General features: G+C 69.1%; 20 protein-coding genes and 2 pseudogenes. 3 read left to right on the top strand and 19 right to left on the bottom strand.

All coding sequences use genetic code 11. The features are described 5' to 3' along the window. Positions 1 to 10 precede the first annotated feature (10 nt). From I6J71_RS17395 to I6J71_RS17350, 10 genes are all read right to left on the bottom strand, one after another. Positions 11 to 733 (bottom strand): (Fe-S)-binding protein, encoded by a 723-nt coding sequence (locus I6J71_RS17395; protein WP_204095654.1) that lies wholly within the window; start codon positions 731 to 733, stop codon positions 11 to 13. Next, positions 730 to 2,214, bottom strand: coding sequence for a rhamnulokinase family protein (locus I6J71_RS17390; RefSeq protein WP_204095653.1), 1,485 nt, complete (start codon positions 2,212 to 2,214; stop codon positions 730 to 732). Before I6J71_RS17390 ends, I6J71_RS17395 begins: the two co-directional genes overlap by 4 nt. Then, positions 2,214 to 3,665 (bottom strand): L-fucose/L-arabinose isomerase family protein, encoded by a 1,452-nt coding sequence (locus tag I6J71_RS17385; protein ID WP_204095652.1) that lies wholly within the window; start codon positions 3,663 to 3,665, stop codon positions 2,214 to 2,216. Before I6J71_RS17385 ends, I6J71_RS17390 begins: the two co-directional genes overlap by 1 nt. A 29-nt stretch (positions 3,666 to 3,694) precedes the next feature. Beyond that, positions 3,695 to 5,725: a bifunctional aldolase/short-chain dehydrogenase gene (locus I6J71_RS17380; RefSeq protein ID WP_204095651.1), complete on the bottom strand. Its 2,031-nt coding sequence runs from the start codon at positions 5,723 to 5,725 to the stop codon at positions 3,695 to 3,697. A gap of 2 nt (positions 5,726 to 5,727) precedes the next feature. Further along, the gene (gene rhaI / locus I6J71_RS17375; RefSeq protein WP_204095650.1) at positions 5,728 to 6,903 is read right to left on the bottom strand and encodes an L-rhamnose isomerase; all 1,176 of its coding nucleotides are present in this window, start codon (positions 6,901 to 6,903) and stop codon (positions 5,728 to 5,730) included. Positions 6,904 to 6,914: 11 nt separating this feature from the next. Further along, complete coding sequence (locus tag I6J71_RS17370) at positions 6,915 to 7,253, bottom strand: L-rhamnose mutarotase (RefSeq protein WP_204097108.1); 339 nt, start codon at positions 7,251 to 7,253, stop codon at positions 6,915 to 6,917. Positions 7,254 to 7,319: 66 nt separating this feature from the next. Further along, on the bottom strand, positions 7,320 to 8,393 hold the full coding sequence (rhaS, locus tag I6J71_RS17365; RefSeq protein WP_204095649.1) for a rhamnose ABC transporter substrate-binding protein: 1,074 nt from the start codon (positions 8,391 to 8,393) through the stop codon (positions 7,320 to 7,322). Between the two features lie 19 nt (positions 8,394 to 8,412). Further along, positions 8,413 to 9,462: an ABC transporter permease gene (locus I6J71_RS17360; protein WP_204095648.1), complete on the bottom strand. Its 1,050-nt coding sequence runs from the start codon at positions 9,460 to 9,462 to the stop codon at positions 8,413 to 8,415. Beyond that, the gene (locus I6J71_RS17355; RefSeq protein WP_204095647.1) at positions 9,455 to 10,498 is read right to left on the bottom strand and encodes an ABC transporter permease; all 1,044 of its coding nucleotides are present in this window, start codon (positions 10,496 to 10,498) and stop codon (positions 9,455 to 9,457) included. The genes I6J71_RS17360 and I6J71_RS17355 overlap by 8 nt, the downstream gene beginning before the upstream one ends. After that, complete coding sequence (locus I6J71_RS17350; RefSeq protein WP_204095646.1) at positions 10,495 to 12,012, bottom strand: sugar ABC transporter ATP-binding protein; 1,518 nt, start codon at positions 12,010 to 12,012, stop codon at positions 10,495 to 10,497. The genes I6J71_RS17355 and I6J71_RS17350 overlap by 4 nt, the downstream gene beginning before the upstream one ends. 202 nt (positions 12,013 to 12,214) lie before the next feature. Here I6J71_RS17350 and I6J71_RS17345 point away from each other — a divergent pair, with 202 nt between their 5' ends. Beyond that, the gene (locus tag I6J71_RS17345) at positions 12,215 to 13,225 is read left to right on the top strand and encodes a LacI family DNA-binding transcriptional regulator (protein ID WP_239155380.1); all 1,011 of its coding nucleotides are present in this window, start codon (positions 12,215 to 12,217) and stop codon (positions 13,223 to 13,225) included. A gap of 71 nt (positions 13,226 to 13,296) precedes the next feature. Here I6J71_RS17345 and I6J71_RS17340 read toward each other — a convergent pair. The 3 genes and pseudogenes from I6J71_RS17340 to I6J71_RS17330 form a co-directional block, all read right to left on the bottom strand. Then, a pseudogene (locus I6J71_RS17340) lies at positions 13,297 to 13,494 on the bottom strand (rhamnose isomerase); the annotation flags it as partial. Then, on the bottom strand, positions 13,481 to 14,098 hold the full coding sequence (locus I6J71_RS50810) for an MFS transporter (RefSeq protein ID WP_204095644.1): 618 nt from the start codon (positions 14,096 to 14,098) through the stop codon (positions 13,481 to 13,483). The gene I6J71_RS50810 and the pseudogene I6J71_RS17340, both read right to left, overlap by 14 nt. Further along, entirely contained in the window at positions 14,053 to 14,298 is a 246-nt protein-coding gene (locus I6J71_RS17330; RefSeq protein ID WP_204095643.1) for a hypothetical protein, read from the bottom strand. Before I6J71_RS17330 ends, I6J71_RS50810 begins: the two co-directional genes overlap by 46 nt. Positions 14,299 to 15,562: 1,264 nt before the next feature. Here I6J71_RS17330 and I6J71_RS17325 point away from each other — a divergent pair. Next, the gene (locus I6J71_RS17325) at positions 15,563 to 18,964 is read left to right on the top strand and encodes a glycosyl hydrolase (protein ID WP_204097107.1); all 3,402 of its coding nucleotides are present in this window, start codon (positions 15,563 to 15,565) and stop codon (positions 18,962 to 18,964) included. A 348-nt stretch (positions 18,965 to 19,312) separates the two neighbouring features. On the opposite strand, the pseudogene I6J71_RS17320 reads toward I6J71_RS17325, so the two are convergent. Both I6J71_RS17320 and I6J71_RS17315 read right to left on the bottom strand, forming a co-directional pair. Next, positions 19,313 to 19,426: pseudogene (locus I6J71_RS17320) on the bottom strand (IS5/IS1182 family transposase); the annotation flags it as partial. Between the two features lie 14 nt (positions 19,427 to 19,440). Next, a complete protein-coding gene (locus tag I6J71_RS17315; RefSeq protein ID WP_204095642.1) occupies positions 19,441 to 20,010 on the bottom strand; it encodes a hypothetical protein in 570 nt (189 codons plus the stop codon). 334 nt (positions 20,011 to 20,344) lie between these two features. Between I6J71_RS17315 and I6J71_RS17310 the strand changes: the two genes are divergently transcribed. After that, positions 20,345 to 21,141 (top strand): IS5 family transposase gene (locus I6J71_RS17310; protein WP_204097106.1). Its coding sequence is split into 2 segments (ribosomal slippage): positions 20,345 to 20,675 and positions 20,675 to 21,141, totalling 798 coding nucleotides; the frame shifts between segments, so codons are not numbered across the junction. Positions 21,142 to 21,809: 668 nt separating this feature from the next. Here I6J71_RS17310 and I6J71_RS17305 read toward each other — a convergent pair. From I6J71_RS17305 to I6J71_RS17290, 4 genes are read right to left on the bottom strand one after another with little or no spacing between them, the layout of a single operon-like run. After that, positions 21,810 to 22,493, bottom strand: coding sequence for an isochorismatase family protein (locus tag I6J71_RS17305; protein ID WP_204095641.1), 684 nt, complete (start codon positions 22,491 to 22,493; stop codon positions 21,810 to 21,812). A 29-nt stretch (positions 22,494 to 22,522) separates the two neighbouring features. Beyond that, positions 22,523 to 23,371, bottom strand: coding sequence for a VOC family protein (locus I6J71_RS17300; RefSeq protein ID WP_204095640.1), 849 nt, complete (start codon positions 23,369 to 23,371; stop codon positions 22,523 to 22,525). A gap of 14 nt (positions 23,372 to 23,385) precedes the next feature. After that, positions 23,386 to 24,381, bottom strand: coding sequence for a hypothetical protein (locus tag I6J71_RS17295; RefSeq protein WP_204095639.1), 996 nt, complete (start codon positions 24,379 to 24,381; stop codon positions 23,386 to 23,388). A gap of 4 nt (positions 24,382 to 24,385) precedes the next feature. Then, entirely contained in the window at positions 24,386 to 25,396 is a 1,011-nt protein-coding gene (locus tag I6J71_RS17290; RefSeq protein WP_204095638.1) for a dihydrodipicolinate synthase family protein, read from the bottom strand. Positions 25,397 to 25,612 lie beyond the last annotated feature (216 nt).

The raw sequence follows: 25,612 nt of genomic DNA, 5'->3' as shown, positions 1-25,612 counted from the left end.
AACGTGGCACTCACGCGTCCTCCTCGGTCGAAGCCAGCACATCCGCCAAGTGCAGCACCCGCACACCCGACCGTTGCCGCGACAGCACGCCACCGATGTGCAGCAGGCACGAATTGTCCCCGGCCACCAGCACTTCCGCCCCGGTGTCGCGCACGTGCCGGGCCTTGTCCGCGCCCATCGCGGTGGACGTCTCGGCGTTCTTCACCGCGAACGTCCCGCCGAACCCGCAGCACTCCCCGGCTTCCGGGAGCTCCACCAAGTCGATCCCGCGCACGGCGCGCAACAGCCGCAGTGGTTTGTCGCCGACACCAAGCATCCGCAGCGAATGACACGTCGGATGGTAGGTGACGCGGTGCGGGAAGTAGGCGCCCACGTCGGTCACCCCGAGCACATCCACCAGGAACTCGCTCAGCTCGTACACCTTCGGCCCCGCCGCCAGCCGCGGCTCCCCCGCCCGCCGCGCGACCAGCCCGTGCTGGTGACGCGCCGACCCCGCGCACGACCCCGACGGCGTGACCACCGCGTCGTACCCGGAGAACGCGTCCGCGAAGGCCCGCACCACCGGCACCGCCTCGTCCAGGTAACCGGTGTTGACCATCGGCTGCCCGCAGCACGTCTGCGCCTCCGGGAAATCCGCGTCCACGCCCAGGCGCCGCAACAGCCGGAACACGGCCTTGCCGGTCGCGGGGAACATCGAGTCGTTGATGCACGTCACCAGCACCGCGACCTTCACGCGCGCACCTCCGCCGGCTCGTCTCGAAACCGGGTCAGCCGCGCCTCGGCCACCGCCCAGTCGCCGCCCGCCGGTTCGTAGCGCTTCAGCGGCTGCGTCTCGCGGACCAGCCTACGCATGGCCGCGAGATCGGGCAGGTCGGCGCCCAGCGCTCGCGCCTGCACGAGGACGTTCCCCAGCGCCGCCGCCTCCACGGGACCGGCCAGCACCGGCACGCCGCACGCGTCCGCGGTCAGCTGGCACAGCAGCTCGTTGCGCGTCCCACCGCCGACGACGTGCACGACATCGACCGTCCGCCCGGTCAGCTGCGCCGCCTGCCGCACGGCACGCCGGTACGCGAGCGCCAGACTGTCCACAATGCACCGGACCACCTCGCCCCGGGTCGCCGGCGGCCGCTGGCCCGTCCGCCGGCACGCCGCCGAGATCCGCGCCGGCATGTCCCCCGGCGGCAGGAACTCGGGCGCGTCGATGTCCACCACCGCCGACAGCGCGGGCACCGCGGCCGCCTCGGCGAGCACCTCGGGAAGGTCCACGCGCTGACCGTGCGCCGCCCACGTGCGCAAGGTCTCCGTGAGCACCCACAGTCCCATCACGTTGCGCAGGAACCGAATCGTGCCGTCCACTCCGGACTCGTTGGTGAAGTTCGCGGCCAGCGCCGCGTCCCCCAGCTCCGGCTCGGGCAGTTCCAGCCCCACGAGCGACCACGTGCCCGACGAGATGTAGGCGAAGTTCTCGCCTGTTCCCGCGGGCACCGCCACGACGGCAGACGCGGTGTCGTGTGAGCCGACCGCGACGACCGGCACTGGGCCTGCGCCGAGCTCGTCGGCCAGCTCCGGCCGCAGCACTCCGATGCGCTCCCCCGGCTCCCGCAGCGGCGGCAGCAACCGCGCCGGAATGCCCGCCCGTTCGGCGAGCCCGGCAGCCCAGGTCCGCGAACGCACGTCGTAGAGCTGCGTCGTCGACGCGTTGGTGCGCTCGGCCCCGACGGACCCGGTCAGCCAGTAGCCCAGCAGGTCCGGGACGAGCAGCAGCGTCTCGGCCGCCGCGAGCCGGTCCCCCTCGGACACGAGCTGGTAGAGCGTGTTGAACGGCAGCTCCTGCAATCCGGTGACGGAGAAGAGCTCGCGCGCCGGGATCGTCCGGTGCACGCGTTCGGCGACCCCGTCCGTGCGGGAGTCGCGGTAGTGCACGGGGTTGCCGAGCAGCGCGCCGCGGGCGTCGAGCAGCCCGTAGTCGACGGCCCACGAATCGATGCCGATCCCCGCGAGGTTCCCCGCTTCCCGGATCCCCCCGAGCACCTCGCGGTAGAGCCCGAGCACGTCCCAGTGCAGCGTGGAGCCGGATCCCGCCGCGACGCGCACGCCGCCGTTGGGAAAGCGGCGCACCTCCTCGAGGTCGAGCCGGCGGCGCCCCGAGGTCTCGACGGTCCCGGCCATCACGCGGCCACTGGTGGCCCCGAGGTCGACGGCGGCCAGCCGCATCACACGTCCACCACGGTCAGCCCGAGCCCGAGCAGGTCGGCGACCGCCCGCAGCTCGGCGACCCGGTGCCCGGTGCCCAGCGCCCAGTGGTGGTTCACGCCCGTGGCCGACCACGCGTCGGTCCACTCGCCCGGGTCGCAGCCGAAATCCACGCGCGACGTCGTGTTGCCGATCTGCAGCAACGGACCGGGCACGACCTCGCCCTCCGACGCGACGAGCACGAACGAGCCGTCACGCTGCTGGCCGAGCCCGCACAGCGTCACCGGCCCGTGCTGCACGTCGAACTCGACGGACACACCCCAGCCGCGCTTGCCGTGGTAGACGCCGAGACCGCGCAGCAACGGCTTGCGCGCGCTGATCGCGAGGTGCGCCGGACCGTCGTGGCCCATCTCCACGACGTTGTCGCGGAAGTTGAGTGCCTGCAGCTCGGTGAACGAGCCGCCGGCGCCGAGGCGGTCCAGCAGGAGCATCGCCAGCGACGCCCGCAGCTCGTACTCGCCGACTGCCGGCACCCCTCGAGCCGTCAGCAGCGACGCGCCGAGGATGAACCCGGCGCCGACCCGTTCGTGCGTCTCCCCGTCGAGTCCGCGGTGGTAGTACGCCAGTGAATCGAGCTCGAAGTCCTCGACGAGCCGGTCGAGGGCGACCGAAACCTTGGCGCCCCAGGCGAAGTCCTCCTCGACGACCGATTCGTCCACGGTGAACACTTCCCGGGCCAGCGCCATCCGGGCACTCGTCTGGGCGTCGGTGACCTGTTCGACGCGCACGCGCAGGTCGTCGATCTCCAGGATCTCGACGTGCCCGCCAAGCTGTGCCGACACGAGCGTCGGGTCGGTGGAGACGTCCATCATGCCCGGGTACAGGTGCCCGAGCAGGCCGTGGCGCCCGTGCCGGAACGCCGCGCGCACACCGGCCGCCTTGATCCAGCGCGAGATCTTCGTCCAGGCGCGCTCGTCCTCGAGGTGACCGGACACCGACCGGAACTCGACGCCGACGCGGCGGAACGCGTTGGCCATCTCGGGCAGCGGGCAGGCGCCGCAGTAGGCCAGCCACGCGCCGGTGTCGAACGTGGCGTGGTCCATCGCCTCGGTGGGCTGCAGGTTGATCAGCAGCACGGGCGAGCCGCTGCGCTGCGCGATCGGTGCCAGCATGCTGGAGGTCAGGTAGGTCGTGAGGAACCCGATGATGAGGTCGCAGTCGGCCTGCCGCAGCTTTTCCGCCGCGACCGCGCCTTCCTGCGCGTCGGAGATGAAGCCGACGTCGACGACTTCGCAGTCCAGGCCCGACAGCCGCTCGGCGACCCGCCGGGCCGAGACCTGCAGCTGCGGCAGGAGCCGGGGGAACTGTGGCCAGTACGCGCCGAGGCCGCCCGCGACGAGGCCGACGCGGGTGCGGCGCGGGGTGATGCGGTCCAGGCCCGGGGAGGCGGGCCGTGCGAGCGTGTCGGTCATGATCTCCTCTTCTGCCTTGCCAGGCGCACTCAGCGCAGGAATGCCGCCGCGACCCCGGCGTCGACGGGGATGTGCAGGCCGGTGGTGTGGGTGAGGTCGCCGCCGGTGAGCGCGAACACGGCCGCGGCGACGTGCTCGGGCAGGACTTCGCGCTTGAGGATGGTGCGCTGGGCGTAGAACTCGCCGAGCTTCTCCTCGGGCACGCCGTACACGGCGGCGCGCTGCGCGCCCCAGCCGCCGGCGAAGATCCCGGAACCGCGCACGACCCCGTCGGGGTTGATGCCGTTGACGCGGATGCCGTGCTCGCCGAGCTCGGCCGCGAGCAGCCGCACCTGGTGCGCCTGGTCGGCCTTGGCCGCGCCGTAGGCGACGTTGTTGGGACCGGCGAACACCGCGTTCTTCGACGAGATGTACACGACGTCCCCGCCCAGGCCCTGGGCGATCATCGCCTTCGCCGCCGCCTGGGACACGAGGAACGAGCCCTTGGCCATCACGTCGTGCTGCAGGTCCCAGTCGCGTTCGCTGGTCTCCAGCAACGGCTTCGAGATCGACAACCCCGCGTTGTTCACCACCAGGTCCAGCCCGCCGAACGCCAAGACGGTGGCGTCGACGGCCGCCGCCACGGCCGCGGCGTCCGTGACGTTCGCGGTGACCGCGACGGCCTTGTCCGGGCCGCCGATCCCCTTCGCGACCTCCTCGGCGGCCTCGGCGTCGAGGTCGGCGATGGCCACGCACGCGCCCTCGGCCGCGAGCCGTTCGGCGATGGCCCGGCCGATGCCCGAACCCGCGCCGGTGACCAGCGCGATCCGCCCGGCCAGCGGCTTGGGCTTGGGCAGCCGCTGCAGCTTGGCCTCCTCCAGCGCCCAGTATTCGATGCGGAACTTCTCGCTCTCCGGAATCGGCGCGTAGGTGGACACGGCTTCGGCGCCGCGCATCACGTTGATCGCGTTGACGTAGAACTCGCCGGCCACCCGCGCGGTCTGCTTGTCCTTGCCGAAGGAGAACATCCCGACCCCGGGCACCAGCACGATCGCCGGATCCGCGCCGCGCATCGCCGGCGAGTCCGGCGTGGCGTACCGCTCGTAGTAGGCGCGGTAGGACTCGCGGTACTCGGCGTGCAGCTGCCGCAGCCGTGCGACGACGTCCTCCAGGGGCGCGGTCGCGGGCAGGTCCACCACGAGCGGGCGGACCTTGGTGCGCAGGAAGTGGTCCGGGCACGAGGTGCCCAGCGCGGCCAGCGGCGCGAGCTTCTCCCGGGCCAGGAACTCCAGCACCACGTCGGCGTCCGTGAAGTGCCCGACCTGCCGCTGATCCGTCGACGCGAGCCCGCGGATCACCGGCGCGAGCGCCGCGGCGCGGACGTGCCGCTCGGGCTCGGGCAACGGGCCGAAGCCCGGGACGACGGCGCCGAACGGCTCCGCCTTCCCACGCTCGGCGAGGAACTTCTCGGCCGTGCGGATGATCTCCAGCGAGTTGCGCTGACACTCCTCGGAGGTGGCGCCCCACGCGGTGATGCCGTGCCCGCCCAGGATCACGCCGATCGCCTGCGGGTTGGCCGCCTTCACCGCCGCGATGTCCAGACCCAACTGGAACCCCGGCCGGCGCCAGTCCACCCACGCCACCCGATCGCCGAAACACTCCTTGGTCAGCGCGGGACCGTCGGCCGCCGTGGCCAAGGCGATGCCCGAGTCCGGGTGCAGGTGATCCACGTGCGCCGCCTCGACCAGCCCGTGCATCGCCGTGTCGATCGACGGCGCCGCCCCACCCCGCCCGTGCAGGCAGTAGTCGAACGCGGCCACCATCTCGTCTTCCCGCTCCACCCCCGGGTAGACGTCCACCAGCGCGCGCAGCCGGTCCAGCCGCAGCACCGCCAGCCCCGCCTCGGTCAGGGTGCCGAGATCACCACCGGACCCCTTGACCCACAACAACTCCACCGGCTGGCCGGTGACCGGGTCCGTCTGCTCCCCCTTGGCGGAGGTGTTGCCGCCGGCGTAGTTCGTGTTCCGCGGATCGGCGCCCAGCGCGTTGCTGCGGGCGATCAGTTCCTCGGGCACGGTCATGCTCATGCTCCCCATCCGGCCTGCTGCCCGTCGGCGCGCTCGGCCTCGATCTTCTGCTGGTACCCGCTGCGCTGGTAGGCCGCGACCGGGTCGGGGTCGAGCCCGGCGTCCGCGCGGACCTCGGCCAGGATCGGCCGCACGTCGGTGTTGTAGGCGTCCATCAGCACCGCGTTCGCGCCGAGCACGTCACCCGACTGCTGCGCCGCGCGCAGGGCGGCCCGGTCCACCAGCAGCGCCTTCGCCGTGGCCTCCTGCACGTTCATCACCGAGCGGATGATCGCCGGGATCTTCGCCTCGATGTTGTGGCACTGGTCGAGCATGAAGTTGATGCCGTACGCCGGATCCAGCGCGTCACCGCGCACGATCTCGTTCATGATCCGGAACAGCTGGAACGGGTCGGCGGCGCCGGCCATCAGGTCGTCGTCGGCGTAGAAGCGCGAGTTGAAGTCGAACGCACCCAGCTTCTTCTGCCGCAGCAGGAACGCCACGATGAACTCGATGTTCGTACCCGGCGCGTGGTGGCCGGTGTCGATGCACACCGTCGCCTTCTCGCCCAGCTCGATGCAATGCGCGTACGAGGTGCCCCAGTCCGGCACGTCAGTCGCGTAGAACGCCGGCTCGAAAAACTTGTACTCCAGCAGCATCCGCTGGCCCTCACCGAGGCGGTCGTAGGCCTCGCGCAACGCCGCGGCGAGCCGGTCCTGCCGGTCACGCAAGTCGTCCTGGCCCGGGTAGTTCAACCCGTCGGCGAACCACAGCTTCAGATCCCGCGAACCCGTCACGTCCATGATCGCGATCGCCTCAAGCAGGTGATCGGTCGCCTTGCGCCGGATCGCGGGATCCGGGTTGGTCACCGAGCCGAGCTTGTAATCCTGGTCCTGGAACACGTTGGTGTTGATCGCGCCGATCCGCACGCCGAGGTCCTCGGCGTAGGCGCGCAGAGCGGCGAAATCGTCCACCCGGTCCCACGGGATGTGCAGCGCCACGCTGGGGGCGACCCCGGTGAAGCAGTGCACGGTCGCCGCGTCGGCGATCTTCTCCTCCGCCGTACGCGGCACCCCCGCCTGGGTGAAGACCTTGAACCGGGTGCCGGAGTTCGCGAACGCCCACGACGGGGTCTCGATCCGCTGCGCCCGCAGAGCGGATTTCACGGCTGTCAGGTCGGGCAACTCGATCACGTCTCTTCTTCTCAGGCGCTCGCGCGCTCGTCATCCAGATGAAAAACCTCGGTAAGCAGGGCAAACCCCTCATCCGGCGCGGCACCACCGAGACCGGTGAAGAACGGCGCCATCTCCGCCTGCCAGCGCGCGTTCACCTCGGTCTCGGCCATCGCCGCCTGCGCCGCGGCCAGGTCGTCGGCCTCGACGTAACCGATCAGCAGCCCGTCCTCGCGCAGGAAAAGCGAGTAGTTACCCCAGCCCGTCTCCCGCAGGGCCGCCCGCATCTCCGGCCACACCGCGCGGTGGCGCTCGGCGTACTCCGCCGTCTTCTCGGGCCGGACCTGGAGTTGGAAGCAGTAACGCGCCACGATCTCCATCCTCAGTCGACTCGGCGGGAGCCGGCCGGGCCACGCGCGCCCGGCCGGCCGCCCCGCTCAGAAGTTGTACTTGTCGATGTTGTCGGCGTTGAACACGGTCGGCGGGCCGAGCACGATCTCGCCGTCGGCTCCGATCGTGTACTCACCGAGCTTGCCCGCCTTGAACTTCTGGCCCTGCGCGCCGGTGATCTGACCGGAGCTCAGTGCCACGCCCGCGTACGCGGCGAGGTAACCGATGTCGGCCGGGTTCCAGAGCGCGAACTCCTTCACCGTGCCGTCCTTGACGAACGCGCGCATCTGGTTGGGCGTGCCGAGGCCGGTGATGGCGACCTTGCCCTTGTAGCTGGAAGTACTCACGTAGCGCGCCGCCGCCGCGATGCCGACCGTGGTCGGCGACACGATCACCTTGAGGTTCGGGAACGACTGCAGCAGGCCCTGAGCCTCCTGGAACGACTTCTGGTCGTCGTCGTTGCCGTAGGCGATCTTGTCGACTTTGAGCTTCGAGTACTCCGGCTTCTTGAGCTCTTCCTGCATCACCGCGATCCAGGCGTTCTGGTTGGTGGCGTTGGGCGTCGCGGACAGGATCGCGATCTCGCCGGAGCCCCCGGCCAATTCACTGGCCATCTTGACCAGCTGCTCGCCGATGCCCTGCGTGGTGGCCTGGTTGATGAACACGTCGCGGCAGTTCTTGGCCGCGTCGGAGTCGAACGCGACGACCTTGATGCCGGCGCTGCGCGCCTGGTTCAGCGACGGGCACACCGCGTTCGGGTCGTTGGCGGCGATGCCGATCACGTCCTGCTGCTGCTGGATCAGCGTGTTGATGTAGCTGACCTGGGAGGACGCGCTGGCGTCGTTGGGGCCGACCAGCTTGTACTCGCCTTTGAGCTCGCCGAGCGCGGTCTTGCCGCCGCCGACCTCGATGTCGCTGTAGGGGTTGTTGAGCTGCTTGGGCAGGAACGCCATCTTCACGCCGGTCTTGCTGGGCGCGTCCGGGTTCGCCGACGCCGTGGACGCGGCCGGACCGGAACCCGCGCTGTCGTTCTTCGTGGTTCCGCCGCACGCGGTCAGGCTCAGGACGAGCCCGGCCACGCTCACGACCGACACGACACCGGTGAAGGTTCGTCGGGACATCTTCGTCACCTTTCTGGGGTTACTGCTCGGCACCGGCGAGAGCTCCGGGCTCGGGGGACGGGGATCGGCGCCTTCGCCGCTGCAGCGCGGCGCGGGCGGAGGAGACGACGTTGGGCAGCAGGACCGAAATGATCAGCAGCACACCGGTCACGATGTTGAGCGCTTCGTTGGACACGTCCTGCAGCCGCAGCGCGTTCTGCAGCGTGGCGAGCAGGACGACGCCGCCGAGCACGCCGGGCAGCGTGCCCTTGCCACCGAAGATCGAGACGCCGCCGAGCAGCACCGCGGCGACCACGGCGAGCTCGAGGCCGAAGCCGTTGTCCGCGCGGGCGCTGGAGTAGCGCAGCGTCCACAGGACCCCGGCCAGGCCCGCGACCGCACCGCTGACGACGTAGAGCCAGAACTTCAACCGGCCCGTGCGGACGCCGGCGAAGCGCGCGGCCTGGTCGCTGGCACCGGCCGCGAACACCCCGCGGCCGATCGGCGTCGCGTGCAGCACCACACCGAACACGATCGCCAGCACGATCAGCGGGATCAGGACGTTCGGGATCGGGCCGCCGCCGAGCGTCCCGGTGACCCACGAGGTGTAGGAGCCTGGGAAGTCGGCCACCGCACTGTCGCCGAGGACCACGAACGCCAGCCCGCGGTAGAGCGCCATCGTGCCGATCGTGACCGCCAGCGACGGCAGCTTCAGGACCGTGACGAAGAAGCCGTTCACGGCGCCCAGCACCGCGCCGAGCACGATGCACAGCGGGATGATCGACTCGATCGTGAGGCCCGAGTTCCACAGCGAGCCCATCACCGCCGACGTCAGCCCGAGCGTGCTCGCCACCGACAGGTCGATCTCGCCGGTGACGATGATGAACGTCATCGGCAGCGCCATCAGCGCGATCGGCAGCAGGTCCAGCAGCAGGAACGTGTAGTTGCGGCTCGTGCCGAAGTTCTCGACGGCGCCGGAGGAGATGAGCAGGACCACGACCGCGATCACGATGACGGCGACGTCCCAGCTCGCGAGCCGGTCGAGCCACGCCGGTCGCCGGTGCGCCTGCGGCACAGGGGTGTCAGACATGGGAATCCCTCTTCTTCAGCGCCTTCGCGACGCGGACCGCGACCAGGCGGTCGGCTCCGATGGCGAGCAGGATCAGTGCGCCGACGATCGCCTGCTGCCAGAACTGGTTGATGTCCAGCACGGCCAGCGCGCTGCCGATGACCGTCAGCAGGAGCGCGCCGAGGCTCGCGCCCCACGCGGTGCCGCTACCGCCGAACACCGCGACCCCGCCCACGACCGCGGCGGCGACGACATTGAGCTCGTAGCCGGTGCCGGCCGCGGCGTCGACCGTGCCGAACCGCGCGGCGAACAGCACGCCCGCCAGCCCCGCCAGCGCGCCGCTCACGAGGAACGCGACGGTGGTGTTGCGCCCGACCTTGATCCCCGCCAGCTGCGCGGCCTGCGGGCTCGAGCCCATCGCGTACAGCTCTCGGCCGCCGCGGTAGTTGCGCAGCACCACACCGGCGACCACGATCACCAGCACCGCGATGAGCACCAGCCACGGCACGCCCAGCACCGACGAGTCGCCGAAGTCGAGGAACGAGGGCGGCAGCTTGTCCGCGTTGATCTGCTGGCCGCCGGCCCAGAAGTAGGTCGCGCCGCGGAACGCGTACAGCGTGCCCAGCGTGACGACCAGCGCCGGCACGCGGCCGAACCGGACCACCGCGCCGTTGACCAGTCCGCACACCGCGCCGAGCGCCAGGCCCGCGAGCAGCGCCACGATCACCGGCAGGCCGGGGTTGTCACGCAACAGGGTGCCGACCGCGAACGCGCACAGTCCCAGGACCGAGCCCACGGACAGGTCGATGTTGCGGGTGATCATCACGACCGCCTGCCCCACGGCCAGCACCGCGAGGATCGCCGTGCCGAGCAGGATGTCGCGGATGCTCTGCCCGGACAGGAACCGCGAGTTCTGCGTCGCGGTGAACACCACCAGCACCACGAGCGCGAGCACGATGCCCGACTCGCGCGCCTTGAACACCGTCCCGAACACCGACCGACCCTCCCGCGCGTTGACCTGCCGGGGCGGCGGGGCCGCCACCTTCGTCGCGCTCACGCCGCCGCTCCCTGTCCCATCGCCGCGAACATCACCGAGTTCTCGTCGGCCTCGGCTCGCGGGATCTCCGCCACGATCCGGCCCTCGCGCATCACCAGCACGCGATCGGCCATGCCGAGCACCTCCGGCAGCTCCGAGGACACCATCACCACCGCGACCCCTTCGGCCGCGAGCGCCGACATGAGCCGGTGCACCTCCGCTTTCGTGCCGATGTCGATGCCGCGCGTCGGCTCGTCCACGATCAGCACCTTCGGCGCCATCGCGAGCCACTTGGCCAGCACGACCTTCTGCTGGTTGCCGCCCGACAACGTGCCGACCGCGTCCCCGAGCCGTCCGTACTTCGTGCGCAGCCGCTCGGTCCAGCGCAGCGCCTCCCGGCGTTCACCGGGACCGAGCAGCAGCCCGAGCTTCGCCAACGCGCGCGCCCGCGGCAGCGTCACGTTGCGCTCGATCGACAGCTCCATCACCAGGCCCTGCTGGCGCCGGTCCTCCGGCACGAGTGCCATCCCGGCCGCCATCGCCGCACGCGGCGAATGCGGCTTGAGCTTCTTCCCGTTGACGCGCACGACCCCCGCGTCGCGCTCGTCCACTCCGAACACCGCCTGGACCACCTCGGACCGGCCCGAGCCGACGAGCCCGGCGAACGCGACGATCTCCCCTGCCCGCACCTCGAAGGAAATGTCGCGGAAGACGCCTTCGCGGGCCAGACCGTCCACTTCGAGCACCACGGCGCCCGGCTCCACGTCCTGTTTGGGGAAAAGTGCCTCCAGGTCACGGCCGACCATGCGGCGCACCATCTCGTCGACCGTGACGTCCTCCATCGCGTCGGTGGAGACGTGCTTGCCGTCGCGCATGATCGTCACGCGCTGGCACAGGTCGGTGATCTCCTCGAAGCGGTGGGAGATGAACATGATCGCCGCGCCCTCGTCGCGCAGCGCCCGGGCCACGGAGAAGAGCCGCTCGACCTCCACCAGGCTCAAAGCCGCCGTCGGCTCGTCCATCACGAGCACCCGCGCGTCGGCGCTGAGCGCCTTGGCGATCTCGACGATCTGCTGGTCGGCGATCGACAACCCGCGTGCAGGGCGATTCGGATCGATGCGCACGCCGAGCCTGGCGAAGAGGCGCTCGGCCTCCTCCCGGATCGCCGACCGGTCGATCATCCCCAGCCGGCCGCGCGGGTGACGCCCCATCACGATGTTCTCGGCCACCGTCAGGTCGGGGAAGAGCGTGGGTTCCTGGTAGATCACGGCGATCCCCGCGGCCTTCGCGTCGGCCGGCGAGGAGAACTCGACCTCCTGGCCGTCCAGCAGCAGCGTCCCCGTGTCGGGACGATGCACGCCGGCCAGCATCTTGACGATCGTGGACTTGCCCGCGCCGTTTTCGCCGACCAGGGCATGGGCCTCGCCGGCGTGGAGCGGGAACGACACGCCCGCGACCGCTGCGACCGCGCCGAACGACTTCGTGACCCCGCGGACCTCGAGCAGTGGCACTCGGTCGCGCTCTTGCCGCGTCATCGCGACCTCCGGGATTGAAAGGTTTCACAAACCTGGCGCGGCGACGCTACTATGCGCTAGAACAAAAAGTCAATGACGCAGCGAGCAAGATGAAGGCGCCGTTTTTCAGGCGACGATGCGTGATTGTCACGTTTCAACCAAGGGTGGGTGCCGGGTGGAAGACACGAACCAGGTGGCGGGGCCCGCGACCCGGGCGGCAGGGATCAAGGACGTCGCCGCTGCCGCGGGAGTATCGCTGGGCACGGTGTCCAACGTGCTCAACCGCCCGCACCGCGTGAGCCCGAAGACGCGGGCCAAGGTGGAAGCGGCGATGAGCAAGCTCAACTTCGTGCGCAACGAGTCCGCGCGGCAGCTGCGCGCCGGCAGCAGCCGGGTGCTCGCATACGTGGTACTCGACGGCCGCAACCCCTTCTTCACCGACGTCGCCGCGGGCATGGAAGACGTCGCCGCCGAGGACGACCTGGCGCTGTTCGTGTGCAACAGCGCGAACCTCGCCGAACGCGAGAGCGCCTACCTCAGCCGGCTCGAACAGCAACGCGTGCAAGGTGTGCTGATCACGCCCGTCGACCCGGACTCCCCTGTGCTCGAGGAATTCACGCGGCGCGGCACGCCCCTGATCATCGTCGACCGCCGGCGCCACGACAACAGTCACTGCTCCGTCGCCGTCGACGACGTCCGCGGCGGCGAGATCGCCGTGCGCCACCTCCTCGAGCAAGGCCACGAGCGGATCGCGTTCGTCGGTGGCCGGGTGACGATCGGCCAGGTCCGCGACCGCCGCGAGGGCGCACTGCGCGCACTGCGCGACGCCGGGCTCGGCCCGGACCACCTGGTGGACCTCGCCACGCCCCAGCTGACAGTGGAGGACGGGGGCAACGCCGGCCAGCGCCTGGCGGGCCTCCCGTCGGCCACACGCCCGACTGCCGCGTTCTGCGTCAACGACCTCGTGGCGCTGGGCCTCCTGCGCAGCTGCGCGGCCCTGCACATCCGGGTGCCCGAAGACCTCGCCATCGTCGGCTACGACGACATCGAGTTCGCCGCGGCCGCCACGGTGCCGCTGACGTCGGTCCGCCAGCCCCGCCACCGCCTGGGCCGCACGGCGGCGGAGCTGCTGATCCAGGAGACGTCGGATCCCCGGCACGTGCACCAGCAGGTCACCTACCTCCCGGAACTGGTGGTGCGGGCCTCGACGCTGCGCGCCTCGTCCGGCCGCTGAGTCCTTTCCGGACACCAGGGAATGCCCACCACGGGGCGGATCCGTGGTGGACATCCCCTGGTGCCCTCGGCTCAGGCGCCCCAGCCCGCCTGGGTCCCGCCCACGCGCTCGGCGGCGATCCGCTCCGCGTAGCCCGAACGCCGGTAGGCCGCCATCGGGTCCGGATCGACGCCCAGTTCGGCGCGCACCTCGGCCAACGGGGGGCGGACGTCGGTGTTGTCGGTGTCCATCAGGACGTCATTGGCGGTGAGGACGTCACCGGCGTCCTGCCGTGGCCTCCTGTACGTGCGAATGAACACGAGGTAGATCGCGCCGAGTGTCGCGATGTAGGTGACGCACCGGAGGATGAGACTTGTGCCCTGGCTCTGCGCGCCGGCCATGCTGAGGATGTCGGGCGGGAAGAAGCCCTTCGTGCCGGCCGCCAAGTTCCCGAGGATGTAGACCACGCCGGTGAACAGCAGCGCCTTGAGGTTGCGGCCGTGGAACAGGTCCGCAGCACGAAACGTCCGCGCCTTGGCCGCTTTGGCCGCCTCCGCTTTCGCCCGCGCACCGACTCCACGATCCCCGGCGCAGGTACCACGTCACCAAGGCGATCACCACCAGGTCCGCGAACACGATCCGCGTGCCCCGCGGTCCGAGCGGCGACAGCACGAACGCCGGCAGCAGCACCACGATCGGGCCCAGGCTCCACGCCACCTGCGTGAGCCCGACCAGCTTGCCGCGCGCCTTGGGTGGCGCAAGTTCCGCGACGAGCGCCGGCGACGCCGGCACGTCGGCCCCCACCGCCAGCCCGATGATCACGAAGCCGGCGATCAGCATCGGCAGGTTCACCGCGAACACGGCGAGCAGCGCGCCGAACGCGTAGAACAGCAAGTCGTACGCGTAGATCTTCTTGCGGCCGTAGCAGTCCCGAGCCGGCCGCCGATGGCGGAGCCGACCGCGGCCGACAGCGCGTTCGCGCTGATCGCCCCGAGCAGGCCGACCGTGAAGCTCGACAGGCTCAGGCTGTGCCGCCACAACGCGAGGCCCGCGGCCCCGGCGACGATCGGACCGGCGCCGAGGTAGGAGGCCATGCTGGCGAGCCTGACCCACCGCCACCGCCACTGCTGCTTGCTGATTCCAGCTCCGGATGTGGTCTCGGCGGGCACCTCACGGCACGCGAATTGACATTCCCGAACCTCACCCTCCTGGGCAGGCGGCGCGATCACGCACCATCGCTTGCCGCGTACTGATTCAGCCGGCCCACGCGCCGAGGGATCCGCCTCGAGGCGCGCCGGCCGGGGCCGACGAGCTCTGCTCGATCATGTGAAACCTTTCAAATGAAACCTAGCCAGAGGTCGCCCGGAATGTCAATGCCGGACAATTCCGAGGTTGCAGAGGGTCGCGGTGGCCGGTGATTCCGGTGCCCACGACGCGACGAGCGCGCCATCGGAAGTGCCGGCACTCAGTCCGGGACGACCAAGAAACATGAAATGGAGTCGGGTTCTGCGCGGAGATCCCTCTGCGCCGGCTCGTCAATGCACCCGATCCACGCGGCCGGGTTCGGTGCTTGGCTACCTGCCTGGAGGAGACCCGCCGCCACAAACTGAACAAAACGGCCAGGTACCCTAAGTTGCCAGCACACCTCCAGCCCTCTTGACACGGGCCGTGAATTCCCCTTCCCGAATTCTCCTGGGTGCCCGTGGTCTCACAGCGAAGAATCCCGCGGTTTCCCCTCCGCATCCTGAACCGATTCCGCCACCCGAAGGGGATGGTTGGCGCTTGACAACGGTTGCGCGAACGCTGGAAACTAGATCGACTCGGTTTTGAAACGTTTTAAATTACTTTGAGCCCTCAACGGAGAGGCCAGTGACTGCGTACGGCACCATCGCGGGTGGTGTACCGCGCCGGCCGGAGGCGCGCCGGCCCGCTGTCGCGGACGCCCGGCCGCGACCGGGTGACGGCATCAAGTCCGCCGAACCACGTCCTCCACCCCCCACCCACGTGTCGCCCGATGGACGATCGATGTCCGCAACCCGGTGCGCGGGCGTTGCGCGGCGCGGCCGACGACGCACTGGCGGCGCCGGCTCCGGATCCCCTCACGCCGGCGCTCGAGGCCATCACGACAGGCGACGGTGCGGCGGCGTTTGCCCTCGTCGCCGCGCTCTTCCGCCGGCTGCCAGACCGGGCGCACGGCGGGTCTTTCGGTTTCCGCCCACCGGTGCGACCACGCGCGCGGGCGGCGACCAGTCCGTCCACCCCCATCGCCCGCACCTGCTTCCGGCAGTACGGCAACGTAACGCTCGGAGATCCCTTCCCCCACGCAAGAACCCTTTCCCACCTGCTCCAGGAGGACCGATGGAAGACAGCAAGCCCGCCTTCGACCGTAGAGATTTCCTGAAGATCAGCGGTGGTGTCGGCGCGACGCTGGCGCTCTCAGGGTTGATCGGTGCCGGCTCCGCCGAGGCTTCGCCGGCTTCGTCGACGAGTGTCGCCGACAGGTTCGTCAAGGCGCAGCAGGCGTTCTTGACCAACCCGGAAGGCAAGTACCGGCCGGGCACGCGGTGGTGGCTGGCCGAAGGGCTGCACACCGACGCGACCATCAAGGCCGACATGAAGACCCTGCACGACATGGGCATCGGCTCGGTGGAGATCGTCTGCATGCCCGAGCCCAATGTGGACAGCGACCTGAGCGACACGGTCTTCGTCGACAACACCACGGGCAAGACCCCCCAGCAGATCTACAGCTGGGGATCGGATGAGTGGAAGAACGACACGAAGTTGATCATCCAGGAAGCCAACAAGTACGGCATGGGCTTCTCCATGACCAGCGGCACGCACTGGGCGAACGCGAACCTGCCGATCGAGAACCTGAAGTTCGATGACGACGGCGCGGGCAAGGCGCTGGGCTACGCCATTCAGGCCACGACCGGCGGCACCCCGTTCAGCGGCACGCTGAAACGCTCGGCGATGACAGTGGCCGGACCCGTGCGACAGGACCTCATCGCCGTGGTCGCGATACAGCGCGCAGCCGGCAACACCGGCTCGGTCACCGCCGACGGCAGCATCTCCGGCACCATGAGCTACACCGACAAGTCGGTCGTGCTCACCGGCAACGTCACCCTCAACGGCGCCCCGGTGACACCGAGCACGATGAAAGACCCCACCGGCAAGGCCACCTTCTCCCTGAACTGGACCCCGCCGGCGGGTACCGGCACGTGGGACATCTACGCGTTCTGGATGCAGGCCACCGGCCAGGCCCCGACACCGTCGGCCACCACGAACGTGACCATCAACTACATCGACCCCGACGGCATGCAGGCGTTCATCGACTACTACAAGAACCACATCTTCAGCGACCCCGAGCTGAAGAACGCCATCATCGCCAACGGCCGCGGCGAGATGTACATGGACTCGCTGGAGATCTCCACCACCAACGCCAACGGCGGCGAGTTCTGGGGCGCCACACTCATGAGCGAGTTCCAGAAGCGCCGCGGATACAGCCTCGAGCCCTATCTGCCGTACGTCCTCAGGAAGGACGGCAGGGCGGGCTTGACCTCCTTCCTCGTCACCGGGGCCGATCAGGTGAAGGTGAACAAGGTCCGCAACGATTTCTTCGAGACGATCACCGACATGTACAGCGACAATGTCCTCAAGCCGCTGCGGACCTACCTGAACGACGACATGAACATGAAGCTGAGGGCGGAGATCTCCTACAACGTGGGCTATGAGATCACCACGCCGGCCCAAGCGGTGGACTACGTCGAGACCGAATCGCTTGATTTCGGAAACCAGTTGGATTCGCAGCGGACGTTGGCGGGCGCAGCTCACACACACGGGTTGCGCTACTCCAGCGAGACCGGGGCGATCAGCGGAGAAAACTACACCTGGCCGCAGGACCGGTTCATGCAGATCATCAACACCCAGTTCGCCTCCGGCGTCAGCCACACGGTGTTCCACGGCTACTCGAGCATCTCGGGCGCCGACTCCCACGACCCGTCGAACCCCTGGGACGGCACGTACTGGCCAGGTCACGAAGGCATGTACGCGCGGTACTCGGAACGGTGGGGTCCGCGTCAGCCGGAGTCCACGCAGTACACCGACTACCTGCCGATGATCGCTCGCACCCAGGCCGTGTTGCAGCAGGGCAAACCGCAAATGGACCTGGCCGTGTTGCGCACCGACTACGCTTTCAACAGCGACCACCCCCACCCCGACTTCATGCGGCACCGGAGGGCCAATTACTTCAAAGACCTCCAACTGCAGGACAATGGCTACACCTACGACTACTTCGCGCCCGAGATTCTGGAGAACAAAAGCGTCAAATACAGCAAGACCGATGGACTGATTCCCGAAAATGTGGGATATCAGGCGGTCGTCATCTACCAGGATTCCCTCCGGTTGAAGAGCGCCCAAGCCGTCTACGAGCTTGCTCGACAGGGCCTGCCCGTGGTCATCGTCAACGGTTTGACCGAGACGTTGAGCGCGACCAGGAACTACCTGAACGCCAAGGCCGCGACCCACACCCTCGGCAACGAGGGCACCGACGCCGACCTGGCGAAGGTGATGGCACGCCTGAAAAAGCTTCCGAACGTGCAAGAGGTCAACGCGAACGTTCCGCAGAGCGCCACCACCCCCGACCCGGGAGCCGCGGACTACGAGGAGACGTACTACTACGGCAAGACCGGGGTGTACGGCGCCCTGCAGCGGCTCGGGGTGCGGCCCCGGGCCGAATACGCCGAACCGAACCAGACCGTCCTGACGGCCATGCGCAAGACCAACGACACCCTGTATCTGTGGGCGTACAACTATCTGGAGAAGCGGGGCGACTACTTCAACAATACGGTCGACGCCGCGACCACCACGACGACCATCAGTGTCGATGCGGTCGGCAAGCCCTACCGCATCGACACCTGGTCGGGCCGCATCGAGGCGCTTGCCCTGTACCAAACCTCCGGTGGGCGCACCTCGTTCGACGTGACTCTCGCTCCCGGGGAGACCACGGTGATCGCACTCGACCTGAAGACCAAGACTGCCGCGCCCCTGCGAAGCACGAACGCGCCACAGGGCGTCGTGACCGCCGACGGCGTGGCCATCCTCGCCACCGAATCCGGCACCTACACCGCCAGGCTGGCCGACGGCTCCACCGTGACGAAGACGATCTCCGTACCGGCCGACGTCGACCTGACCAACGCCCAGTGGGACCTGGTCCTCACCAGCTGGACACCCGGTGAGAAGAAAACCCTGACCGAGGCACGCAACGGCTACACCACCAAAGAGGTCTACTACACCACCAAGAAATCCGACATCAACGTCGGCCAGACCCGGCTCATCCCCTGGAAGGACATGACGTTCACGGCACAGGATCCGGCGTCGGTATCAGGGGTCGGCACCTACAGCACCACGTTCCAGCTGCCCGCTTCGTGGAACGCCGCCAACGGCGCCCACCTCAACATCGGCTCCACCGGCGGCGCGCTGGCCCAAGTCTGGGTCAACGGCACGAAGATCCCCGGCTATGACTTCATCGCCGGCCGCATCGACGTGAGCCCTGCTCTGAAGGCCGGCACCAACACGCTCCGGATCGAGGTGGCGAGCTCGCTGCGCAACCAGATGCGGGCCCTGGGCTACCCCAACCTGCCCGCCGCCAACACCGTCGCCGGCGCGGTGGCCTCCTACGGCCTGCAAGGCACCGTCTCACTGGACACCTTCACCGTCGCCGTGGTCGACCACCCCGGCCACCACAACAAGACCGGACAGTGATCTCACCGCCGCGCTGATCACCGCAACCGCGGGGATGGTCCCGCCGCTCACGAACGGCGGGACCATGCCCGCGGTGATCGGTGTGGATGGCGATCGTCGTGATCACCGTCGGCAGTCACCAGCACGAAGGCTGGCCGCACTCCACATTGTACTTGGCGCCAGGAACGGAAAAGATTTGAGCAGCACGGCGCAAATGTCAGCCGCGAGTGACGGGATCATGGCCCTCCTGGGTCGCGCGGTATCCTGACGTGCGAAACCACGTCGCAGGCGAACGATCTCCAGCCGGCCTCGGCGTCGATCGCGATCTTGCACATTCGCCCAGTAGCGGTAGTTCTTCAACTGTGCCGCCAACGTCAGGTTCGTCCACCAGCACGTCGCCACCAGCAGCACACGATCGGCCACATCAAGACGCCACTGACGACCAGGGCGGCCATCAGCGATCTCGTCACCACCGCGGCTCGCCCTCGCACCGGGCTTCAATGCGGGCTCGTATTCGCGACCGTGAAGACCAGATTGAGCACACCGACCGGCACAAAGATGAACAACCACCACTTCAGGCTCTTCAGCCACGCTCCTCGCAACCAAGCCTCACCCCTGCTGCAGATCCCAGCTCTCGTCGCGGCCCAGGCCGGCACAAATCCCAACGTCGCGACATACTGCAGAACAGTTTGTGCCACGCCGTCCACCGCCACCGCCACTCCAGTCAGCATGATCGCCGTCGCGAAGGAGATCATCGCGAGCCGGGTCGCGGCGACCACCCGCTCGAGGCCCTCCGCAATATCGGTGCGTGTGGACCCCGACGCGACGTCCAGCTGCGGACCGCCGGGCGGCACTTTGATGCGAACCTCCCGAATCCGGCGCCACTCCGCCACAGCCGCCGCCGGCAATTGGCGAAGGACCATGAGCGGCGGACGAGGGTACCCACGCTGGTAGAGCAGCGTTGCGCCGGCAGGCCGCAGCCGCACCAGGCCCACGCCGTGCTCCTTCCGGTCGACGATCACATCGCCCTTGCCGAACGTCTGCCAGCGCTGGATGCCAGGGTTCACCGAATGACCGAACCGGTAGCTTCGTCGACGGTTGTGGTGCCGGCACCGCGACCACTCACCCGCGACCCAGTAACGGCACTCCCACCCTTTGCTGGTCTTCGGATACGCGCACTGCACGGCCAGAATCGACCCCGCAAGAGCCACACGACTACTGAGATCGCCGCGACGTAGACCGGGAACAGAAGGCCGATCCACAAAGGCCAGGGCACAGCCGACACGGATCCAAGCCAATTCGAGACCCATTGCAACGTCGACGGCAACAGCGACACATAGAGCGTGTCTCGTTTGGATCTTTCCCGTTGGGCTGCAATGATCTTGTACCGTGATCGACTCGCTGTCGCAACGGCTGGTGCCCGATGACTTGTGGGCGTTGGTGGAACCGCTGGTCCCGCCGGCAAAGGAGCGTCCGCAGGGTGGTGGTCGTGCGCGGACTGATCCGCGGGCGGTGTTCACGGCGATCGTGTTCGTGTTGACCAGTGGTTGTGCGTGGCGGCACCTGCCGCCCTCGTTCGGGGTATCGGTGCCCACGGCGCACCGGACGTTCACCGAATGGACCGAGGCCGGGCTGTGGCGGCAGTTGCATCAGGCAGTGCTGGACGAACTGGGCGGCCGGGGTTTGATCGACTGGTCTCGCGCGGTCCTCGACGGAGCATCCGTCAGGGCCAAAAGGGGGGCGGTCTGACCGGTCCGAGCCCGGTCGACCGCGGCAAACCGGGCTCGAAGATCCACGTACTGTCCGACGGGGCCGGGCTGCCCCTGACCGTCGCGATCTCCGCGGCCAACACTCACGACAGCCACGCGCTCAGACCTCTGGTCAACGCGCTGCCGCCGATCCGATCGCGCCGCGGACCGCGGCGCCGGAAACCGGCCAAACTCCACGCCGACAAGGCCTACGACATCCCCGCCCTGCGCGCCTGGCTGCGCCAGCGCGGGATCGTCCCGCGCATCGCCCGCAAGGGCATCGAATCCGCCGAGAAACTCGGCAAACACCGGTGGGTGATCGAACGGTCCATCGCCTGGCTGACCGGCTACCGGCGACTGACCATCCGCTACGAACGCAAAGCCGGCCACTACCTCGCCTTCCTCACCCTCGCCGCCACCATCACCTGCCACAAGAAACTCGCCAAATGAGACAAGCTCATAGTCGTTCAACTCACCCTCCCCGGCGGCACGACACCACGTCCGATTACTACGTGTACTCGGACCATCGTGCTTCGAAATCCGCCAGCCAGAGGAAGCCAGCCTGCGTCCGGTCATGCACACCAAGCACCCAACGTGATCGAGACGTGGCTGTAGTGGCCGGTGAGGAAACCGTGAGTCACGTGGGTGGGTGGCGTGCCACCTGAGGGCGTGCACAAGGTGGCACGTAGCGACGCAAGCTTCGCAACCGCAACAGGAGGTCTCAGCCAAGACAACGTGGGCATACTAGGTTCGCTACGCCCTCCGCGTCAGTTCTGACGGCCAGTCGAAGGTGAACGAACCAGCGTTAAGCCAAAGATTTCTTGGGGAATGCATCCCCACACACCCAGTCCTGGACCGCACCAATCTTCGCAGCGTCGCTTCTGCTCTGGCCGGCCGCCCATCCGATCGCAGCTGCAGGCCCTCGGCACCCAAGGCTCAACCCACGCTCGGCCGGTCAAGAAGTAGGCGAAATCGACCGCGTCACCACGGGACGGCTGAGACGTGAGTGTTGATCGGTAGGCCCCCGGCCGACGCCCGCCGGCCGGGGCCTTCCTCCGTCGCACGCCACGCTCGCCCTTCCTGGACAGAACTCACGGGCGCCGGAATCCGCGTGTTCCTCAGCCGGCCAGTTCGGTCAGCTCCGTGGTGGTCAGCACGTCCGCGTACTTGGCGTTCATCTCGAACAGGTTCACGCCGTGGCTCAGGCGCGCGCGGTCGAAGCAGGCGTCCTCGACGACGAACACCGGCCAGCCGTGCGAGTGGCCGTCGACGACGGTGGCACGGACGCAGCCGGACGTGGTGGCACCGGTGACGACGAGGGAATCGGCCCCGAGCCGGATGAGGTGGGCCACCAGCGAGGTGTCGAAGAAGGCGCTGGCTTTGGGTTTGGCGAGCACCAGGGCACCGGCGGGCGGCGCGATCGCGTCCGGGATCTCCTGGGCGCCCGGCAGGTCCATGGGCGAACCCATGGCGGAGAGCTCACCCTTCACCGTACCGCCGAATCGCGCGGCCGCGCCGACCTCGGCCGTCGTGTAGACGAGGGGCCAGCCGCGGGCGATCGCCAGGTCGATGACCTGCCGCAGGTAGGGTATGGCCGTCCAGGCGTTCGGACCGCAGCTCGTCGGCCACCGCGCGGTGGACTCGTCGAGCGTTTCGCCTTCCTCGCCCGTGAACGCGCGGGTCACGTCGACGACCAGGACGACCGGACGCTGCCCCAGCGGGCGCCGATCACCGCCGTGCTGACGGTGGTAGGCGCGGGCTTCCTCGCCGTCGAACAGCTGCGACCACCACGGTGCGGTCATCGCTCTCCTCTCTCGCGGTCCACAGTGGACTAGCCGAACAGGAACGAGTCGGGCGGCGTCGGGCCCCACTTGTTCATGGTGCGGGGTCGGTCGCTCAGCTGCCACCGCGGCGGCTCGTAGTGGTTCTCGTCGTGGATGTGCTCCATGTCCGTGAACAGCTCGAACCGCAGCCCGGACGTCGGGTCGACCACGTAGATGAAGATGTTGTTGCCGGGCCCGTGCCGGCCAGGGCCGTACTCGACCGAGTAGCCGGTCTCGGCGAGGTGGTCGCAGATCTCGCGGTAGGCGTCCCAGCCGGGCAGCTGGAACCCCAGGTGGTGGATGGCCGGCCCCTCGCCTTCGCGCAGGCCCAGGTTGTGGTGCTCGGACCCGAAACGCAGGAACGCGAACTCCTTGCCGATCTGCTCGGACTTCTTCGCCCCGAAGGCTTGTTGCCAGAATTCGTCGACGGCGAGGACACTCGGCAGCTTGAAGTTGATGTGCCCGAGACGGCGCGGCGTGTTCTGCGCCGAGGGCTGCGGCCACTTCTCGGGCTCGGGCACGCGCAGCAGCAGCGGAGTGCCCGCCGGGTCGGCCGTGCGCAGGCCGGTGTCGTCCCGGGACCACGGGTGCTTGAGACCGTCGAGGTTCGCCGCGACGGTGTCGAGCGAACCGGGTTCGACGTCGACGGTGATCTGCCGCAGCTTCGTCCCGCTGCCCTCGACGAGCCCGAGCCCCGGGCGGCCCGGCGCGTTGTACTCGCCGCGCGGCACGAACCAGTCGACGTCGTCGCGCCGCTCGTGCGCGAACCGCAGGCCGGTGGTGAGGAACTCGGTGGACGCGCCGGGATCGGGCACCTCGACGATCGCGTGCGCGAACCGGATGACGTGTCGGGTCATGGTTTCTCCGTTCTTCACGCCTCGGCGCGCGCGGGCCGAGGAGGTGCTTCACTGGGTTTGAGCGCGGCGAGCTCTCCCAGCTCGCGGCCACGGCCACCGGCCGAGGCGGCCTCGATCACCGCGGCGGCGAGCGCGAGGTCCTGCAGCGCTGTGCCCACGGACTTGAAGATCCGCAGGCCGGTGGGGTCGTCCGGGGCGGTGGTCCACGCCGCCATCGGCACGATTTGCTGTTGCTGGAGCACACCGGCGTCCAGCGCGGCCCGCACGTCGCCGGATTCGGCGAGCACGCCCGGCACGGAGTCGACGAGCACGCGAGAGGCCCGGGCGAACGCGCGCTCGTCCAGCTCGCGCAGATCCGGCCGCGTGGACCCGATCGACAGCACGACCGCGCCCGGTGCGAACGCGGCCCCGTCGACGACGGGCCGGTTGTTCTTCGTGGCCAGGCACACGAGTTCGGTGCCGGCCACCGCCGCTTCCGGGCTGTCGACCGGAACCACCTCGATGCCCAGGGACTCGCTCTGCGCGCCAGCGAACCGGTCGCGCCGGCCGGCGTCGCGACTGTAGACGGACACCTCGGCCAGCGGGAAGCGCTTCGCGAGGCTCCGCAGGTGCCCGGTCGCCTCGAACCCCGTGCCCAGCAGGCCGAGCCGCACCGGTTCCGCGCCGGCGAGCAGCAGCTCGGCCGCGATCGTCGTGGTGGCGGCCGTGCGCAGGCGCGTGATCTGGTCGGCGTCGAGGATCGCCAGCACGTCCCCGTCGGTGAGGTCGTAGACGGTGAGCAGGTAGCGGTTGCCGACGCCCCGGGTCATCGACATCGTCTTCATCCCGCCGATCCCGCGGAACCGGCCGGGCATCACGCGCAGGAACCCGCGGGGCGTGGGCATGTCGGTGCGCGCGACCGCCAGCGTCTCGCCCTCCGCCTCGGCCTGCACGGCGTCGCGGGCCGCCGCGAGCGCCACGTCGCCGGTGACGAGCGCGCGCACGTCGTGGGCCGTGAAGTGCAGTGTCATGGGGTCAGCCGACCCGGCCGGCGTAGAACGCGGCGTCGTCGGCCGGCAGGTCGAACCCGCTGCCGGCGAGGCCCGCGCGCAGGCTCTTCATCTGGCCGGGGTTGAGCCGCATCTGCGGCATGCGCAGCAACCCGCCGTTGAACCCGTTGAGCCAGCCCAGGTACTTCCAGCCCACGCGGTGGATCAGCCCGGCGCCGGCGAAGCTCGCGTGGAAGGCGCCCTTCGCCTCACGGCCGGACTGGTAGCTCCAGAACACCTCCAGAGCCTTGTCGACCTCCCCCGCTTCGAGCAGCCGGAAGATCTCCGGCACCCGGCCACCGAAGCTCTCGTACGCACTCGTGCCGATCCAACGGACGCCGTAATCGCGGAACTGCACCGGAAGGTACTGCTCCATCGGGTTCTCGACCAGGACGCGCTTGCCGTAGGAGTGCATCGCGTCGGAGAACGCGGTCATCGTCGCCGGCCCGCCGATCTCGAACTTCAGCGCCGCGGCCGTCTCGAGGCCGACGATCTGCTCGAGCGCCGACTTCGGGAACCCGCTCGGGTCCAACCGCTTGAACCCCCACGTCATCACGGCGAACATGATCAGCGCGACGTCGGAAGCCTGGGCGACGTCGGCGGTCCAGTCGGCGATCTCCTGCGGACTGGCCGGCACGAACGACGGCGGGTAGGACAGCAGCGCGGCCTCCGCGCCCATTTCGTACGAGCGCCGCGCGACGCGGACGATTTGCTCGGTGGTGTCGAAGCTCAGGTGCGACACGATCCGGAACCCGGCCGGCGCCGCCTCGAGCGCGACTTCGAGGAACCGCAGGTACTCCTCGTCGGTCGTGCCGCACTCACTGGCGATGAGCGTGCCCCAGAACCCGAGCTCGGCCGCGTGCCGGACGTCGTGGCGGATCCCCTCTTCGTTGAGCGACGAGAAGTCGGCGGTGAACGAGGGCAGCGTGACGTTGCAGGCACCCCTCCACTGCTCGCGCGCTCGCGCCTTGACGTCGGCACGGGTGTAGTCAGGCATAGCGGACCTCTCGGTTGTCGGGGCAGGTGAACCGAGCGCGGCGTGCGGGTGCGCTCCGGCTCGGCGGGGAACGGAGCTCGTCGGCGGAACCGGCACCGGCCCCCAAGGTTGCAACTGTAGACAGTTGCCACCTTTATACTATGGTGGCGGCGTCACCCGTCAAGGTCGTGAGGAGTGGTGCATGTCCCGAGCGTCGAACGGGCCCCGCGCGCGAGG

This window comes from Amycolatopsis sp. FDAARGOS 1241, assembly GCF_016889705.1.
Classification (GTDB): domain Bacteria; phylum Actinomycetota; class Actinomycetes; order Mycobacteriales; family Pseudonocardiaceae; genus Amycolatopsis.
Note: the sequence above shows the minus strand (reverse complement) of the source record. Positions and strands in the feature narration are given on the sequence as shown.

What these genes read in the sequence shown, in the direction of transcription:
- I6J71_RS17390 (WP_204095653.1), bottom strand. Translation starts at nt 2,214, where the DNA reads ATGCGGCTGGCCGCCGTCGACCTCGGGGCCACCAGTGGCCGCGTGATG.
- I6J71_RS17385 (WP_204095652.1), bottom strand. Translation starts at nt 3,665, where the DNA reads ATGACCGACACGCTCGCACGGCCCGCCTCCCCGGGCCTGGACCGCATC.
- I6J71_RS17380 (WP_204095651.1), bottom strand. Translation starts at nt 5,725, where the DNA reads ATGACCGTGCCCGAGGAACTGATCGCCCGCAGCAACGCGCTGGGCGCC.
- rhaS (WP_204095649.1), bottom strand. Translation starts at nt 8,393, where the DNA reads ATGTCCCGACGAACCTTCACCGGTGTCGTGTCGGTCGTGAGCGTGGCC.
- I6J71_RS17360 (WP_204095648.1), bottom strand. Translation starts at nt 9,462, where the DNA reads ATGTCTGACACCCCTGTGCCGCAGGCGCACCGGCGACCGGCGTGGCTC.
- I6J71_RS17350 (WP_204095646.1), bottom strand. Translation starts at nt 12,012, where the DNA reads ATGACGCGGCAAGAGCGCGACCGAGTGCCACTGCTCGAGGTCCGCGGG.
- I6J71_RS17330 (WP_204095643.1), bottom strand. Translation starts at nt 14,298, where the DNA reads ATGGCCTCCTACCTCGGCGCCGGTCCGATCGTCGCCGGGGCCGCGGGC.
- I6J71_RS17325 (WP_204097107.1), top strand. Translation starts at nt 15,563, where the DNA reads ATGGAAGACAGCAAGCCCGCCTTCGACCGTAGAGATTTCCTGAAGATC.
- I6J71_RS17305 (WP_204095641.1), bottom strand. Translation starts at nt 22,493, where the DNA reads ATGACCGCACCGTGGTGGTCGCAGCTGTTCGACGGCGAGGAAGCCCGC.
- I6J71_RS17300 (WP_204095640.1), bottom strand. Translation starts at nt 23,371, where the DNA reads ATGACCCGACACGTCATCCGGTTCGCGCACGCGATCGTCGAGGTGCCC.
- I6J71_RS17295 (WP_204095639.1), bottom strand. Translation starts at nt 24,381, where the DNA reads ATGACACTGCACTTCACGGCCCACGACGTGCGCGCGCTCGTCACCGGC.
- I6J71_RS17290 (WP_204095638.1), bottom strand. Translation starts at nt 25,396, where the DNA reads ATGCCTGACTACACCCGTGCCGACGTCAAGGCGCGAGCGCGCGAGCAG.